The organism is Rhizobium cauense (genome assembly GCF_019511525.1).
Lineage (GTDB): Bacteria > Pseudomonadota > Alphaproteobacteria > Rhizobiales > Rhizobiaceae > Rhizobium > Rhizobium cauense.
In genome coordinates, this window is sequence record NZ_JAEUAT010000005.1 from 19,780 (window position 1) to 36,204 (window position 16,425).

Here is a 16,425-nt window from a genome sequence, read left to right on the forward strand (position 1 = left end):
TCATTTGGGCGGTGTGCCGTTGTCGGCAAGAACATCGCCGACGAGATAAAGAGAGCCGCCAATCAGGATGCGCGGCGGATGAGCCTGTTCGAAGGCCCCCTCCTTGATTGCCTCCAATGCGTCGCCGACGGTTGACATCGGTTCGGCGACTAGGCCGGCATCATAGGCAGCATTTGCCAGGATGACTGGATCGATCATGGCGTCGCTGCCGCGGATCGGCACGCAATAGACCTTCTCAGCCAAGCCCTTGAAAGCCTTGAAGTAACCTACAGGATCCTTGGTATTGATCATGCCGATGATCAGGAAGAGCGGCCGCGGCTGCTTTTCCTCGAAGTTCGCCATCGCTTCCGCAATAACCTCGCCGGCGCCAGGATTGTGGCCGCCATCGACCCAGATTTCCGCTTTTGCCGGCGCGCTGGCCATCAGGTTGCCGTCGCTCAGACGCTGAAGACGCCCCGGCCACTCGACCGACAGCAGCGCCTTTTCCATCATGGTTTCGGTGACCGTAAAGCCGGCAGCCTTGACGGCGCGGATGGCGGCGGCGGCATTGGCATACTGGTGACGTCCCGGAAGCCGCGGCAGCGGAAGATCAGCAAGACCAAACTCGTCCTGATAGACGAGACGCCCGTATTCCTCGTGCGCCATATAGTCCTGGCCAAAGACAGCCGTCGGGCAATTCAGCCGTTCGGCGGTCGACATCAGCACGTCGAGCGCAGCGTCGTATTCCTGCTTGCCGATCACGACAGGATGTCCGCGCTTCATGATGCCGGCCTTCTCGGCCGCGATCAGTTCGACACGATCGCCGAGATAGGGCTGATGGTCGAGGGAGATCGGCATGATGACCGAGACAGCTGGATCGGAGATGACGTTCGTCGCATCAAACCGACCGCCAAGGCCAACCTCGATAATGGCGGCATCGGCCGGATGCTCTGAAAACAGAATGAAGGTAACTGCCGTCAGAATCTCGAAAACAGTGATTTTCTGCCCGTCGTTGGCAGCCGCCACGCGCCGCACAGCCTCGGCGAAGACGGCATCATCCACTAGCTGCCCGCGTCCACCCTTGACGCCGATCCGGTAACGTTCGTGCCAGTTGACGAGATGCGGAGAGGTATGGACGTGGGCGCTATAGCCGCCGGCCTCCAGCAAGGCACGGCAAAAGGCCGTCACCGAGCCTTTGCCGTTCGTACCAGCCACGTGAATGACGGGCGGCAACTTTGTCTGCGGATCACCGAGGATGGAAAGCAACCGAGTGATGCGATCCAAGGACAGGTCGAAGCCCTTGGGATGCAATCCCATGAGCTTGTCGATTTCCTGCGCTGCTTCGCTCACTGCGGCTTGGCCCCTTGGTATCATCGCGCGACCCGCCTAGTTGGATCAGGCGCTCGCGGCTATCGCAAGCGTCCCGCTTTCCTTGTTGAGGTTTGCTGCAGGCTTCTTGGTCAGGATCTTCAGGACGCGCGCCAGCGTATCCGGAATATCATGGCGCTTGACGACCATATCGACCATGCCGTGCTCCAGCAGGTATTCCGACGTCTGGAAGCCCTCCGGCAGCTTTTCACGGATAGTCTGTTCGATGACGCGCTTGCCGGCAAAGCAGATTTCGGCTCCGGGCTCAGCCAGATGCAGGTCGCCAAGCATCGCGTACGAGGCCGTGACACCGCCCGTGGTCGGGTTCGTCAGCACAACGATATAAGGCAATCCGGCTTCCTTCAGCATGTCAACCGCAACGGTCGTGCGGGGCAGCTGCATGAGCGAGAGGATACCTTCCTGCATGCGGGCACCGCCCGATGCCGGGAACATGACCAGCGGGCATTTTTCGGCGATCGCGCGCTCGAATGCCTTCACGATTGCCTCGCCGGCTGCGATACCAAGCGAGCCGCCCATGAAGTTGAACTCGTGAACAACGGCCACGAGCTTCAGGCCGCGAACCTTGCCGACGCCGGCAACGATCGTGTCTTCCTGTTCGGTCTTGATGCGGCTGTCCTTCAGGCGATCCATGTACTTCTTGGAATCGCGAAACTTCAGCGGATCCTGCGCGACTTTCGGCTGGACGAGCGCTTCATAGGCGCCGTCATCGAAAAGATCGGCAAGCCGTGCCTTCGCCGGCATCTTCATGTGATAGCCGGAGGCCGGAATGACCCACTTGTTGTCTTCCAAATCCTTATGGAAGACCATCTCACCCGTTTCCGGGCACTTGATCCAGAGGTTCTCCGGCACTTCGCGGCGGCCCAGCATGGAATTGATGCGGGGGCGAACGTAGTTGGTGATCCAGTTCAAGTCGAAAACTCCTGATTGACTCTTGCCAATGTGGGGAAACTATTCGGCAGCAACAAGGCGCGCCGAACGTGTACCCGTTGACAGTCCACGAACAAGTGTGGCCACGGCCTGGACGGTGTCGGCGGTTGCCTTCCCATCCTTGGTGAGGCTCGTTGCCACCTGATTGACGATTGCGGTGCCGACAACGACGCCATCGGCCGAGTTGCCGATGACCTTCGCATGGTCGGCGGTCTTGACGCCGAAGCCGACGCAGACCGGCAGATCGGTATGCTGTTTGATACGCGCCACGGCGCCCGCAACCAGCGAGGTATCCGGCAGGGCCGAACCGGTGATACCGTTCATCGAAACATAATAAACGAAGCCGGAGGTGTTCTTCAGAACAGTCGGCAGACGCTTGTCGTCGGTGGTCGGGGTTGCCAGGCGAATGAAATTGATGCCCTTGCGCAGCGCCGGGATGCAGAGTTCGTCATCCATTTCGGGTGGAAGATCGACAACGATGAGGCCATCGATACCGGCCGCCAGCGCGTCATCAAGGAACTTCTCGACGCCGTGGACGTAGATCGGGTTGTAGTAGCCCATCAGCACGATCGGCGTGGCGTCGTCGGTCTTGCGGAAATCGGCCGCCAGCTGCAGCGTCTTCTTCAGGGTCTGGCCGGCCTTCAGCGCGCGCTGTCCGGCGAGCTGAATCGTCGGCCCGTCGGCCATCGGATCGGAAAACGGCATACCGAGTTCGATGACATCGGAGCCCGCTTCGGGCAGGGCCTTCATGATCCCGAGCGAGGTTTCGTAATCCGGGTCACCGCCCATGAAATAGGTGACGAGTGCCGGCCGGCCTTCGACCTTCAGGTCGGCGAAGCGCTTATCCATACGTGCGGTCATGACTTACTCACCCATTCCCAGAATCTTGCCGACAGTGAAGATGTCCTTGTCGCCGCGGCCGGAGAGGTTCATCAGGATGATTTCGTCCTTGCCCATCTTCGGCGCGCGCTTGATGACTTCGGCGAGAGCGTGCGAAGGCTCCAGCGCCGGAATGATGCCCTCGAGGCGGGTTAGCGTCTGGAAGGCTTCAAGCGCCTCGTGGTCCATGATCGGGACATATTCAACGCGACCGATGTCATTCAGGTAGGAATGTTCAGGGCCGATGCCAGGGTAGTCGAGACCGGCCGAAATCGAGTGGCCTTCCTTGATCTGGCCGTCACCGTCCTGCAGCAGGTAGGTGCGGTTGCCATGCAAGACGCCGGGCGAACCCGCGGTGATCGAAGCGCAGTGCTCGTCGCCATTGAGGCCCTTGCCGCCGGCTTCGACGCCGACGATCTTGACGCCCTCGTCGTCAAGGAACGGATGGAAGATGCCGATCGCATTCGAACCGCCCCCGACGGCAGCAATGACGAGATCCGGGAGACGTCCTTCAGCCTCCAGGATCTGCTCACGAGCTTCCGTACCGATGACCGCTTGGAAGTCGCGGACCATTTCCGGATAGGGATGCGGGCCGGCAGCGGTTCCGATCAGGTAATAGGTGTCGTCGACGTTGGTGACCCAGTCACGTAACGCCTCGTTCATGGCGTCCTTCAGCGTGCCGTGGCCGGCCGTCACCGGTTTTACCTCGGCGCCGAGCAGCTTCATGCGGAACACGTTCGGCGCCTGGCGCTCGACATCGGTAGCGCCCATGTAGACGACACAGGGAAAGCCGAAACGCGCGGCGACGGTTGCGGAGGCTACGCCATGCTGGCCGGCACCGGTTTCAGCGATGATCCGTTTCTTGCCCATGCGCTTGGCAAGCAGGATCTGGCCTATGCAGTTGTTGATCTTGTGCGAGCCGGTGTGGTTCAGCTCTTCGCGCTTGAAGTAAATCTTGGCGCCACCGAGTTCGGCCGTCAGACGCTCAGCGAAGTAGAGCGGGCTCGGGCGGCCGATATAGTGAGTACCAAGCTGCTTCAGCTCCGCCTGAAATTCCGGATCGTCCTTTGCCTTGTTCCACTCGTCCTGCAGGTCGAGGATCAAGGGCATCAGAGTCTCGGCGACGAAACGGCCGCCGTAAATGCCGAAACGGCCGTCTTCATCAGGGCCGGAACGGAAGGAATTCGGTTTTGGCGTCTGGTTCACTCTCAACTCCCTGAGGCCGTTTCGAGCTCACAGGCCCGCTCGACCGCATCGAAAAACTCATCAATCATTGCCAGGCTTTTGACGCCCGGTGTGCTCTCGACCCCGGAGGACACGTCAATCCCCGGCGCCTTGGTGATGCCGAGCGCCTCGGCAATGTTAGATTTATTCAAGCCACCGGAAAGCATGTAATCCACATTGCCGTCAAGCCAGGTGAGCAGGCTCCAATCGAAGGAAACTCCGTTGCCACCGGGCAAATCGGATCCCTTCGGAGGCTTTGCGTCAAAAAGGAAACGATCGGCAATACCGATATAGGCCTCGACCCGCTTCAAATCGTCAGCCGTCCGCACGGAGAAGGCCTTCATGACAGGCAACCCGTAGACCGCTTTTATGGTCAACACCCGCTCCGGGCTTTCGTCGCCGTGCAACTGGAGAATATCGGGCTTCAACAGTGCCACGATCTCGTCGAGATCGTCGTTGCTTGGATTGACGGTAACAGCAACGATCTTGGCTTTGCCACGAGCTGGTTCCGCAAGCTTGCCGGCGATATCGGGCTCGACATAGCGCGGGCTTTTTTCGAAGAAGATGAAGCCGATATGGGTCGCGCCGCGCGCAAGGGCACGATCGATTGTTTCAGCCGTCTTCAGCCCGCAGATTTTGATATCCGGTTTCATGGCAGCGGAGTGACACGAAAAGCGCTTGGAGTCGAGCCAAATCGCGACAAAACCTGAATTTGCGGGGCTTTGGTCAGTCGAAATCGATGGCGTGAAGCTGGCTGCCATGACGCTTTAGCCAGGCCTTTGCCTCTTCCATATGGGGGCAGAGCTTCCTGCAGAGCGCCCAGAAACGCGGTCCGTGGTTCATCTCCCTGAGATGGGCGACTTCATGGGCCGCCAGATAGTCGACGACGGATGGCGGCGCCATGGCGATGCGCCAGGAAAAGCTCAAATTCCCCTCGGACGAACAGGATCCCCAACGGCTGCGGGTATCCTTCATGGAAATCGACCTGATCGGCGTGTTGATCGAGCGGGCATGCAGCGTTGCCAGCCGCTCAAGATCCGCCCGGGCTTCCTTCTTCAGGAAGGTCGAGATACGCCGTCCCAGATGTTCGGGCATACCGCTGACCTTCAAGACTGGCTTGCCATCAACAACAATTGCTTCCGTCAGCCCGCGAAGGCTGCCCGTGTGTTGGATGCGATGCAACACACCGCGAAAGAGGATAGTGCCGCCGTCATGCAAGCCGGAGTCCGTTGAGAACTTCGCAAGCTTGGTGAGCAGCCAACCCTGGTGACGGTCCAGAAATGCATTCACCTCGCGCTGCGCCAATCCGCTCGGGATTGTCATCTTCAGAGCCCGGCCACCGGGTTCGATGCGCAAAGTGATGCGGGTTGCCCGTTCATGCTGCTTGATCGTCAATGGCATCAGGCGGCCAGCTACATCAAGCGTCCGGGTCTCGGGCGGAGCCGGCTTTCGAACGCTACGACGTGGCTTTGCGAGGAGCGGGAACATGGGCATTTTCTATATGATTCGCGCGAATTCTCTGCAAAGAAAAGCCGGCATCGATGATGCCGGTTCAAATTTTAGTGCTGAACGGTGTGGACGTTACGGGGTCTGGTATTCTGCTACCGGCCCGTTGCTATCGCGCTTGGCATTCTTGCGATCACGCATGAAGCGATCGAACTCTTCCTGATCCTTGGCACGGCGCAGCTCGCGCATGTAGGAATCAAATTCCTCGCGCATTTCATCAAGCTTTCGTCGCTCTTCTTCCAGGCGGTCGAGCTCGGCCTTGCGCCAGTCATCGAAGGCAACATTGCCTGTCGAGAAGTGCGGGCGATAGTGACCATGCGAACGTCGGCAGCCGGCAAAGAATCCATCCGCGGCGCTGTTGGCGTCGCGCTTGAAACCCCGCAGGCGCTCCCCGAAAATGATGTAGGCAAGCATGGCGAGACCCAGAGGCCAGAAAACCACGAAGCCGAGGATCATCAGGGCAATGGTAGCCGGAGTCCAATCCGGGCGAAGCAATGCTGACTGGTTCATCGTGCGGTGTCCTCGCATTTTTCCGCGCTCGGCGAGATACCGAACGCTGGAATCGATGTGGTTACACAGCCAGCCCGCTTCAAGACGAAGCGCTTCCAAATCGGACAACACCTTGAAATGCAATCCCTAATTCAGATTTTTCTAATTCAGTCGGACTTTCCGCCCTTGATAACTCGCTTTACCGCAGGCTTCCCGGAACGGGCATGCTCCTTGACGAAGTTGACAATTCGCGGCGCGATCTCACGACGGAACCGGGATCCATTGAAGACGCCATAATGACCGACATCGGGCTGCAGATAATGCATACGCATGTTTTCGGGGATGTTGACGCAGATTGTCTGGGCAGCCTTGGTCTGACCGACACCAGAGATATCGTCGTTCTCGCCCTCTACGGTCAATAGCGCAACATTGCGGATCGCGGCGGGATCGACAAGCTTGCCGCGGTGGACCAGCTCTCCCTTTGGCAGCGAATGCTTGATGAAAACCTGGTCGACCGTCTGAAGGTAGAATTCGGCCGTCAGATCCATAACGGCGAGGTATTCGTCGTAGAAATCGCGGTGTTTCTCGGCCGGCTCACCATCGTTCTTCACCAGATGCATGAAGAATTCCTTGTGAGCGATCACATGCCGATCGAGGTTCATCGACATGAAGCCCGAGAGCTGCAGGAAGCCTGGATAGACCGGTCGCATGAAGCCTGGCTGTGGCCAAGGCACATTCATGATCACATTATCGGCAAACCACTCCAGCGGCCGTTCCTTCGCAAGCTGATTTACGGCGGTCGGATTGATACGCGTATCGATCGGTCCGCCCATCAACGTCATCGACGAGGGCGAGAATGGATCGTTTTCGGCTTCCATCACCGCAGCCGCGGCCAGAACCGGCACGGAGGGCTGACAGACAGCGATGACATGTGTATCCGGCCCCAGAAAGCGGAGCATCTCGATCACATAGTCGACATAGTCGTCGAAATCGAAGGTGCCCTCCGTCATCGGCACCATGCGGGCGTCAATCCAATCGGTGATGTAAATGTCCGCACTTGGCAACAACGCTTCGACGGTACCGCGCAGCAGCGTCGCATAGTGGCCTGACATCGGCGCGACGATGAGAATGCGCGGGTCCGGTCCATGACCGTTGGGGACGTTGCGTGCAAAATGGAGCAGATTGCAGAAAGCGCGTGACCAGACGATCTCTTCTCTCACTGCAACCCTTCGGTCGCCGATGACGGTGTCGCTCAGGTCGAAAGATGGCTTGCCGTAACGACGCGTCGTGCGCTCGAACATCTCGAGGCTCGCGGCCATCGTGCGCCCCCAGGGCGTCTGCGAAATCGGATTGAGCGGATTGGCATAGACCATACGCATGATATCGGCGAAAGCACGATAGGGCGCCAATGCGGCATGGTTCAATTCATAAAGTTGATAAAACATGAGATGCGCCACCTTTCTCTGATCTGGAAGACGATGCCGATTGAAAGGGCATCGGACTCTTTCCAACGACGTGCTGGCACCTCAACGCAGATTAGCAGGTTTTTGTTGCGCAGCAACATTGCCATTCGCACCGCAAAAAAGAAATGCCGGGGATTTGGCCCCGGCATCATCGTGCGCTTGAATGCTTAATGATCGCAAAATGGAGGTTAGCGATCAGCCAGGAACGTCTGTTTCTGCGTGCCGAGGCCCTCGATACCGAGCTCCACCACGTCGCCAGCCCTGAGGAACCGCGGCGGTTTCATACCCATACCGACGCCGGGAGGCGTACCGGTCGAAATCACGTCGCCGGGATGCAGCGACATGAACTGGCTAAGGTAGGAAACCACATAGGCCACACCGTAAACCATCGTCTTCGAAGAGCCGTTTTGCATGGTTTCGCCATTGACCTTCAACCACATGCCAAGGTTCTGCGGATCAGCGATTTCGTCCTTGGTAACCAGCCACGGGCCGATCGGACCAAACGTGTCGCAGGACTTGCCCTTGGTCCACTGACCCGCGCGCTCCGTCTGGAAGGCACGCTCGGAGACGTCATGGGAAACGCAGTAGCCGGCAACATAATCGAGCGCATCGGCTTCGCTGACATACTTCGCAGTCTTCCCGATGACAACGCCGAGTTCCACTTCCCAGTCGGTCTTCTCGGAACCGCGGGGGATCAGCACGTTGTCGTTCGGCCCAACGATTGCGGACGTCGCTTTCATGAAAATGACCGGTTCCGGCGGAACGGTGGCACCGGTTTCAGCTGCGTGGTCGGAAAAATTGAGGCCAATGCAAATGAACTTTCCGGTGCCGGCGACGCAGGCGCCGATACGGCCCGGCTCAAGTTCCGGCAAACCCTTCGGGTCAAGCGCCTTGAGCTTCGACAGGCCTTCCGGCGAAATCGCTTCACCGCCGATGTCTGAAATGTGGGCAGAAAGGTCACGGATCTTGCCGTCGGCATCGAGCATGGCTGGTTTCTCGCGGCCAGCCTCTCCAACACGCATAAGCTTCATAATATTTCCTCCTCAGCGAGATCGAAGTCTTGATCACCTATGAACGAAATATTCACGGGTGTCATTACGGCTTTACGCCGATGCGGTACGCCGCCTCAGAAAATTTCTGCCAGATCTGGACCAACCGGCACGATCCGCGTCGGGTTGAGGGTTTCGATAGAGTAGTAGCCGCGCTTTATGTGGTCGAAATTCACAGTTTCGGCAACACCCGGCCAAGCGAGCATACGTCCGCAGAAATGGCGGAGATTGACGTAGTCCGAAAGACGCCGCAAATTGCATTTGAACAGTCCGTGATAGGCGACATCGAAGCGCACCAGCGTGACAAAAAGCCGGATATCGCTTTCGGTAGGATGGTCTGCGAACAAGAACGGCCGATCACCAAGTTTGCTCTGCACCCAGTCAAGGCACTGGAAGACATCGGTAAACGCCTCCTCATATGCAAGCTGCGTCGTGGCGAACCCCGCCCGGTAGACGCCGTTGTTCAGAGTCGGATAGATCCGCTCATTAAAATCGTCTATCGCTGCACGCCGTTCCACGGGATAGAGGTCGATCGGGTTCTGGGCAAGGTCTCCAAACCCCTCGTTCATCATACGCAGGATGTCAGATGATTCATTGTTGACGATCGTATTCTGCTGCTTGTCCCAAAGTACCGGTACCGTCGCACGGCCGGTGAAATCGGGGGCAGCCTTGGTGTAGATCTCGTGCATGTATGTCGCGCCGTGGATATGATCCTGCGTAGCGCCCGGATAGTCGCCAAACCGCCAACCCTGCTTCGTAAGCGCTGGTTCGACCACGGAAACCGAGATGGCCGATTCGAGCCCCTTCAGCTGTCTACCGATCAGTGTTCGAGAGGCCCAGGGGCAGATATAGGCGACGTAGAGATGATAGCGCCCTGCCTGGGCCCGGAATCCGCCTCGTCCAGTCGGCCCAGCCGCACCATCTGGGGTTACCCAATTGCGGAAGCTGGACGTCTGGCGAACAAAGCCACCCTTCTCGTCCTTCGCCTGTACCGGCTGCCAATCTTCCATCCACTTACCGTTTACGAGCAAGACGCTATCCTCTGCTTGTTCATGCCGGATCTACTTACCGTGCTTTCGCGCGCGTGGGAGGCCACATTTCTTGAAACAGACCGTGCACCGTTGGGCGCGATGCGGGCTGCTTGCCAAGACCATCGGATCGGGCCTAAGACGGGCAGGAAGGAGCTTAATATGCTTGTTTCAACGTCCACGGTAGCCACCGTGCATGCCAGCAAATACCTTCAGCAGCTCTGCAAGCATTGGAGCCACAAGTTTTCGGTGGAGTTTACCACCGAAACCGGTCGTATACCGTTCAGCGACGCAGCTGAGGTAGCATTTGTGGCTGATTCCGCCGCGCTTCATCTGACGCTGTCCGTCGCCGAGCGGTCGCAGCTCGAACGATATCAGGAAGTCGTCGCCGAGCACCTCAAACGATTTGCCTTCCGCGAAGAACTCCGCATCAACTGGAAAACCTGACAAAAAGCACCGGAAAACCATGACAACGAGCAATAACCGCGCATCCCCATATCCGATCGACCCCTTGTTCCTCGAGCGCTGGTCGCCGCGTGCCTTTACCGGCGAAGTGATCGAGGAATCGGAGCTACTGACTATTCTGGACGCCGCGCATTGGGCACCGTCGTCCGCCAACCAGCAGCCCTGGCGTTTCATCTATACGCTGAAGGGCTCTGAAGACTGGGACAGCTTCGTCGACCTACTCGTCGAATCCAATCAGGAATGGGCCAAGAATGCGTCGGCACTGATTTACGTTGTCTCCAAGAGTTTCAGCGGCGATTTCTCCGAGGGCAAGAAGAGCTACACGCACTCGTTCGACGCCGGCACGGCCTGGGGCTACCTCGCACTGCAGGCACGCCTTTCGGGCTTCTACGCGCATGGCATGGGCGGCATCAAGCACGAGCAGATACAGCAAGCCTTTTCCATTCCCGAAGGCTACCGGGTGGAAGCGGGCGTGGCGGTGGGTCGCCTTGCGGACAAGAGCGTGCTTTCGGAACGAAACCGGGAGCGGGAGTTTCCGAGCCAGCGCAAGCCGCTTTCCGATGTCGCCTTCAGAAGCAAATTCGTAGCGGACTGACGCTAAGAACAAAGCCCCGCGTTTTCGGCGCGGGGCTTTTCTTAAAGATGCGGCTGATAAATGTCGGTCAGCGCCTTAGATATCGAGGTTTGCAACGCTCAAGGCGTTGTCCTGGATGAACTCCCGGCGAGGCTCTACTTCGTCACCCATCAGGCGAGCGAAAAGACCATCTGCATCAGTTGCATCGGAAACCTTGACCTGCAACAGCGAACGAACGTTCGGATCGAGCGTCGTTTCCCACAGCTGCTCGGCATTCATCTCACCGAGGCCCTTGTACCGCTGCATCGTCAAGCCCTTGCGGCCACTTGCAAAAATCGCGTCAAGCAGCGCTCTCGGGCCGGAAATCTCGATATCGCCATCGCGTCGGGAGAGTGACGGGGGTGTCTGATAGATTTCCTTCAAGCGGACCGACAGCTGATCGAGAAGCCGCGCATCCTGCGAGCCGATCAGCGCCATGTCGAGCACGACGACTTCCTTCACGCCGCGTACCATACGCTCAAGCTTGAGGCCGCCTTCGGTTGTAAGGCTCCCTTCCCAACCGCGCTCGGTCTCTTCGGCAATCAGGTCAAGACGTCTGGCGACTTCACCGGCAAGCTGCTCTGCTCTCGAGCGGTCGCTGACGGCTTCAGCATTGAGAGCACCGGCAATTGCCGCCTGCTCGACGGCAGCGCGATTGTAGCGTGAGTGCAGATTATCGAGGAGCGCGCGGAGGCGCAGCGCATCGCCGATTACTTCGCCAAGGTCCTGGCCAGTCCGTACCTCGCCACTGCCGAGCTTCAAGGCAGCATCCTCGAGACCCTGGCCGATCAGGTAGTCCTCAAGGGCTTTCTCGTTCTTGACGTACTGGATCGATTTGCCGCGGGAGACCTTATAAAGCGGCGGCTGGGCGATGTAGAGATGGCCACGCTCGATCAGTTCCGGCATCTGGCGGAAGAAGAACGTCAACAGCAGCGTACGAATGTGGGCGCCGTCGACGTCAGCGTCGGTCATGATGATGATCTTGTGGTAGCGCAGCTTTTCCGCATTGAACTCGTCCTTGCCGATACCCGTGCCGAGTGCCGTGATCAGAGTGCCGATTTCCTGGCTCGACAGCATCTTGTCGAAGCGGGCACGTTCGACGTTCAGGATCTTACCGCGCAGCGGCAGGATCGCCTGGTTTTCGCGCGACCGGCCCTGCTTGGCCGAACCGCCTGCCGAGTCACCCTCGACGAGGAAGACTTCTGACTTGGCAGGATCGCGCTCAGAACAATCCGCGAGCTTTCCGGGCAGAGACGCAATGTCGAGGGCACCCTTGCGGCGGGTCAGTTCGCGCGCCTTGCGGGCCGCTTCGCGCGCGGCGGCGGCTTCGACCACCTTGCCGACAAGGACCTTGGCTTCCGTCGGGTGCTCTTCGAGCCAGGTGCTCAGTGCTTCGCTGACGAGATTCTCGACAACGGGACGAACTTCTGACGAAACCAGCTTGTCCTTGGTTTGCGACGAAAACTTCGGGTCGGGAACCTTGACGGAAAGGACAGCGGTCAGCCCCTCACGGCAATCTTCACCGGTCAGCGTCACCTTTTCCTTCTTCGTGATGCCCGACGTATCGGCATAGGAGGTGATCTGGCGGGTCAGCGCGGCGCGGAAGCCGGCCATGTGCGTGCCACCGTCTCGCTGCGGGATGTTGTTGGTGAAGCAAAGTGCGTTCTCGTGGTAGCTGTCATTCCACCACATCGCGACTTCGACGGTAATTCCGTCCTTCTCGCCACGGATTGCCACCGGTTTGTCAACGAGCGGCTTCTTGGCGCGATCGAGATAGGAAACGAAGGCTTCCAGGCCACCGTCATAGAGCATCTCTTCCTGCCTGACGTCCGAGTGACGCTTGTCGCTCAGGAGGATGCGGACACCCGAATTCAGGAATGCAAGCTCGCGTAGACGATGCTCCAGCGTGCCGTAGTCGAATTCCGTCATTGTGAAGGTTTCGGAACTCGGCATGAAGCTGACCTCGGTGCCGGTTTCATCGCCCGCGTCGCCGATGACCTTCAACGGAGCATCCGCTACGCCATGCGTAAAGCTCATCTCATGGATCTTGCCTTGGCGGCGGATTTTAAGCTTCAGCCAAACGGAGAGCGCGTTAACAACAGAAACGCCGACGCCGTGCAGACCGCCGGAAACCTTATAGGAATTCTGGTCGAACTTACCACCAGCATGCAGTTGGGTCATGATGACCTCAGCGGCCGAAACGCCCTCACCGCTATGGATATCCGTCGGGATGCCGCGACCGTTATCGGTGACGGTGACCGAACCATCCGGATTGAGTGTTACGGTCACGATATCGGCATGTCCGGCCAGCGCTTCGTCGATGGCGTTGTCGACGACTTCATAGACCATGTGGTGAAGGCCCGAACCATCGTCCGTGTCGCCGATATACATGCCCGGCCGCTTGCGTACCGCATCAAGGCCCTTCAGAACCTTGATCGAGTCTGCGCCATACTCGGTGCTAACGCCGTTTTCCGTCGCGGGTATATCGGTCATATTTTTCGAGAATTTCCCTGTTGTCGGGGCCGAGGCGAGACTTGCGAATCACCGACCTTTTTCACGCCAGAATATAGGGTTTTTGATCCAACTTCCCAATGCCAGCGCACCTAAACTCGCCATAAATCAGGGGATTATGACCGTTTTCCGTCCGCTTTTCTGCCGTTTTCGAGAATGCTTGCCAGTTCGCCAAGCGTCGTGCTGTCAAGATCACGTATACGGCCCGCCAGGAGGTTCGCAAATGCGGTATGTTCGGCCGACAATCCAGACGTATCGACGACCACGCGGGGGTCAGAAGAGCGGGCCAAAAGGAAGAGTTCTTCGGCCTCGTCCCAGATGATGTTGAAATAACCGGCGATCCGCTGGAGTAGATCGAACGTCGGCAGGCCACGCCGCCCGTGCTCGAGTGCCGAGAGGTAGGCTGGGGACACATTGAGGGCTGCAGCCATCTGCTTCTGCGAGACACCCTTGCGCTCCCGCAACTTGCGGACAGCCTCACCGAACGGAGTCACGATCTCTCTCCATGGCGACGCGACAGCCGGATATAGAGAGCGCCCTCGCCTCCGTGATGATGGGCTGCCGTTTCGTAGGACGAGATAAAATACCGAAACTCCGGCTTGGAGAACCACATCGGGACGGCGCGCTTCAGAGCGCCCTTGCTACCAAGCGAGCTCCCCTTGCCCGTGATCACGAGGACATGTCTCATCCCCCGTTCATGGGCCCGCATCAGAAATTCGAGAAGCAATACATGGGCTTCGCTCTGGACGAGCCCATGCAGATCGATACGGGCTTCCAGCGCAAGGCGGCCCTTGGCGATCTTGCGCTTAACCGGCCTTTCGAGCGGATGGTGAACGCCGGACCGCGCCTTGGGCGTCGCAGGGGTGACCGGCTCAACCTCACCTTCGGAAGGTCGCTTCGGGCTAGCCGCAGTCTGTTTTTCAACTTCAGCCTCTGTCAAAAACGCGTCGAGCTCTGCAAGTTCACCCGTCTTACCGGGCATCGGACGCGTACTCCGCGCGACCTTACCCCATAGTATCCTCTCCTCCGCGTTGAGCTTGCGATCTCGTGCCATCAGGCAAACCTCGCTGCGGCTGCATTGGGAAGCAGAATGACGAAGTCGGCGTCATGACGCACCGTTCCAGCAAGTTCTCCTGCCGGATCCCCCGATCCTGTGAAAACGTCACCCCTCGCCGGACCAACGATGGCGGAGCCGGTATCGAGAGCGAGCATCAAACGCGCGAACGGCTTGCCTCCATCGAGATGGACAAGATTTTCGGAGCGGATGAAAAACGGAAAGCCAAAGGTGTGAATGAGCCGATCGACAGCGAGCGAGCGTCCGGTAATCAACGGAACCTTTGCGGCGGCAACGGGGCCGGCGCCGAGATCTGCGTTCGGCACCTCCCGGAAGAAAATGTAGGAGCGGTTATGCCAAAGAATCTCATCCATCTGATGAGGATGGTCGCCGAGCCACCGGCGAATGGCCTGCATCGAAATCTCTGATCGGTCGATTTCGCCGCGTTCAATGAGCAACTTGCCGATCGCCGAGAAAGGATGTCCCGCCTTCGCTGCATAGGTGATGCGTCCAACGGCGCCATCGGGATAGCGCAAGCGCGCAGCACCCTGGACGTGGACGAAGAAGACGTCGACCTTTGACTTTGCCCAGGCAATCTCCAATCCTTTGCCCGCGAGGTATCCTTCATCAATCGCCTTCCGTTCCGGGTAGGCTTCAATGCCACCTTCGCTCAGCAGGCCAAAGGCATAGCTATCGGGCACACCCGCAGGACGATTGCGCTCATCAAGATCAACGAGATCATCGGGGCGGCGATAGAATGGAAAGCGATACTCGCTATTCTGAACGGCCGAGACCATGATCTCCGGCTCGTAAAACGCGGTAACGAAACCCGGCTCACCGTCGGTGCGACGTATTCTGAAAGGTCGACAGTGGGTCTCGAAGAAGGCACGGGCATCGGCTGCCGACGAGAGATCCTCGCGTTGCGCTGCTTCGAGCAACGGCAAAAGGTCGTGTGCCGTCAGGCCGAGCGAGCCGGTCCGATACGGCTTGATGTCAATGATCTGCCGTCGGCATGCTTCCATCGCTTCAAAAAGGCCGGAGGGATCATCATCCTTCCAGCCTTCCAGATTTTCGAAGTCTATTGCCTGAAGGGCAAAACCCGGAGTGTCTTCACTCATGTTCCGATTCGGTGGCCACGAGTTTCCAGTTGGGATCCCGGGACCGGGTATCACGCGCAAACGTCCACAGATCATTGACTTCGGCAACGTTCTCCGCGTCACCGTCGATCAGCTTATCGGCCTTGTCGTAAGTGGCCGAGATCAGCTGGCTGATGATGCGGACGGTAATCTGCACCTCCGTGCCTTTGATCTCGGCGCTGGCAATCTCCGCCTTATCGATACCAACGAAGGTTGATTTCACCTTCTCGTCTTTGGATTCCCGATCGTTGATGGCGGCCTCAAAACCGTCATAGACTTCACGCGACAGCAAATTCTTCAGCGTCTTTCGATCACCGTCGGCAAACGCCATCACGATCATTTCGTAGGCCATACGGGCGCCGTTGACGAATTCCTTCGGATTGAAGGATTGGTCCGCCTTATTGATTTCGCGTAGGGATTCGTTGAGTGACGTGCCAGCCGGAGCGAAAGCATCAATTGCCGCAAAGCGGTCTTCTTCCTCTCCAGATGCGTCACGACGCGGCAAGGTCACGACCTTCCCGGCATCGGGAGAATCTGGTCCAACAGCATCGCGCGGCGTATAAAGATCGCGCGGGGGCTTCTCATTTCCCGTACGACGACCGAGGACGCTGCGCAGCTGCAGAAAAATTAGCACCGCTGCCACGAGAAAAAACAATGTGATGAAGTCGTTTGAGCCCATATCCCGCCGCGATCGCTGTTAACATCCCTGATTT

The 16,425-nt window shown here is 58.4% G+C and carries 17 protein-coding genes; 2 read left to right on the plus strand and 15 right to left on the minus strand.

Annotated elements, in window-relative coordinates:
• The 10 genes from JNB88_RS10780 to JNB88_RS10825 form a co-directional block, all read right to left on the minus strand.
• Entirely contained in the window at nucleotides 1-1,353 is a 1,353-nt protein-coding gene (locus tag JNB88_RS10780; RefSeq protein ID WP_220355468.1) for a bifunctional folylpolyglutamate synthase/dihydrofolate synthase, read from the minus strand.
• Nucleotides 1,354-1,374: 21 nt separating this feature from the next.
• A complete protein-coding gene (gene accD, locus JNB88_RS10785) occupies nucleotides 1,375-2,277 on the minus strand; it encodes an acetyl-CoA carboxylase, carboxyltransferase subunit beta (RefSeq protein WP_037131536.1) in 903 nt (300 codons plus the stop codon).
• A 39-nt stretch (nucleotides 2,278-2,316) separates the two neighbouring features.
• A complete protein-coding gene (trpA, locus tag JNB88_RS10790; RefSeq protein WP_220355469.1) occupies nucleotides 2,317-3,156 on the minus strand; it encodes a tryptophan synthase subunit alpha in 840 nt (279 codons plus the stop codon).
• 3 nt (nucleotides 3,157-3,159) lie between these two features.
• Nucleotides 3,160-4,380 carry a tryptophan synthase subunit beta gene (gene trpB, locus JNB88_RS10795; protein ID WP_220355470.1) on the minus strand — a complete coding sequence of 407 codons (1,221 nt, stop codon included), beginning with the start codon at nucleotides 4,378-4,380 and terminating at the stop codon, nucleotides 3,160-3,162.
• A gap of 2 nt (nucleotides 4,381-4,382) precedes the next feature.
• Entirely contained in the window at nucleotides 4,383-5,051 is a 669-nt protein-coding gene (locus JNB88_RS10800; protein WP_220355471.1) for a phosphoribosylanthranilate isomerase, read from the minus strand.
• Nucleotides 5,052-5,124: 73 nt separating this feature from the next.
• Nucleotides 5,125-5,886: a M48 family metallopeptidase gene (locus JNB88_RS10805; protein ID WP_220355472.1), complete on the minus strand. Its 762-nt coding sequence runs from the start codon at nucleotides 5,884-5,886 to the stop codon at nucleotides 5,125-5,127.
• A gap of 93 nt (nucleotides 5,887-5,979) precedes the next feature.
• Nucleotides 5,980-6,414 carry a DUF2852 domain-containing protein gene (locus JNB88_RS10810; protein ID WP_220355473.1) on the minus strand — a complete coding sequence of 145 codons (435 nt, stop codon included), beginning with the start codon at nucleotides 6,412-6,414 and terminating at the stop codon, nucleotides 5,980-5,982.
• 146 nt (nucleotides 6,415-6,560) lie between these two features.
• A complete protein-coding gene (locus JNB88_RS10815) occupies nucleotides 6,561-7,838 on the minus strand; it encodes a polyhydroxyalkanoate depolymerase (protein WP_220355474.1) in 1,278 nt (425 codons plus the stop codon).
• 206 nt (nucleotides 7,839-8,044) lie between these two features.
• Nucleotides 8,045-8,887, minus strand: coding sequence for a fumarylacetoacetate hydrolase family protein (locus JNB88_RS10820; RefSeq protein ID WP_220355475.1), 843 nt, complete (start codon nucleotides 8,885-8,887; stop codon nucleotides 8,045-8,047).
• Between the two features lie 95 nt (nucleotides 8,888-8,982).
• Nucleotides 8,983-9,936 (minus strand): glutathione S-transferase family protein, encoded by a 954-nt coding sequence (locus JNB88_RS10825; protein ID WP_220355476.1) that lies wholly within the window; start codon nucleotides 9,934-9,936, stop codon nucleotides 8,983-8,985.
• Nucleotides 9,937-10,095: 159 nt separating this feature from the next.
• On the opposite strand from JNB88_RS10825, the gene JNB88_RS10830 reads away from it, so the two are divergent.
• Nucleotides 10,096-10,380, plus strand: coding sequence for a DUF2218 domain-containing protein (locus JNB88_RS10830; protein ID WP_220355477.1), 285 nt, complete (start codon nucleotides 10,096-10,098; stop codon nucleotides 10,378-10,380).
• Between the two features lie 19 nt (nucleotides 10,381-10,399).
• Nucleotides 10,400-10,993, plus strand: coding sequence for a nitroreductase family protein (locus JNB88_RS10835; RefSeq protein WP_220355478.1), 594 nt, complete (start codon nucleotides 10,400-10,402; stop codon nucleotides 10,991-10,993).
• A 75-nt stretch (nucleotides 10,994-11,068) separates the two neighbouring features.
• Here the strand turns inward: JNB88_RS10835 and gyrB are convergent, their stop codons facing one another.
• The 5 genes from gyrB to JNB88_RS10860 form a co-directional block, all read right to left on the minus strand.
• Entirely contained in the window at nucleotides 11,069-13,504 is a 2,436-nt protein-coding gene (gene gyrB, locus JNB88_RS10840) for a DNA topoisomerase (ATP-hydrolyzing) subunit B (RefSeq protein ID WP_220355479.1), read from the minus strand.
• A 134-nt stretch (nucleotides 13,505-13,638) separates the two neighbouring features.
• Nucleotides 13,639-14,016, minus strand: coding sequence for a helix-turn-helix domain-containing protein (locus JNB88_RS10845; RefSeq protein WP_220355480.1), 378 nt, complete (start codon nucleotides 14,014-14,016; stop codon nucleotides 13,639-13,641).
• Entirely contained in the window at nucleotides 14,013-14,576 is a 564-nt protein-coding gene (locus JNB88_RS10850) for a Smr/MutS family protein (RefSeq protein WP_220355481.1), read from the minus strand. Before JNB88_RS10850 ends, JNB88_RS10845 begins: the two co-directional genes overlap by 4 nt.
• Complete coding sequence (gene mltA, locus JNB88_RS10855) at nucleotides 14,576-15,694, minus strand: murein transglycosylase A (RefSeq protein WP_220355482.1); 1,119 nt, start codon at nucleotides 15,692-15,694, stop codon at nucleotides 14,576-14,578. The genes JNB88_RS10850 and mltA overlap by 1 nt, the downstream gene beginning before the upstream one ends.
• Complete coding sequence (locus JNB88_RS10860; protein ID WP_037131573.1) at nucleotides 15,687-16,391, minus strand: Tim44/TimA family putative adaptor protein; 705 nt, start codon at nucleotides 16,389-16,391, stop codon at nucleotides 15,687-15,689. The genes mltA and JNB88_RS10860 overlap by 8 nt, the downstream gene beginning before the upstream one ends.
• Nucleotides 16,392-16,425 lie beyond the last annotated feature (34 nt).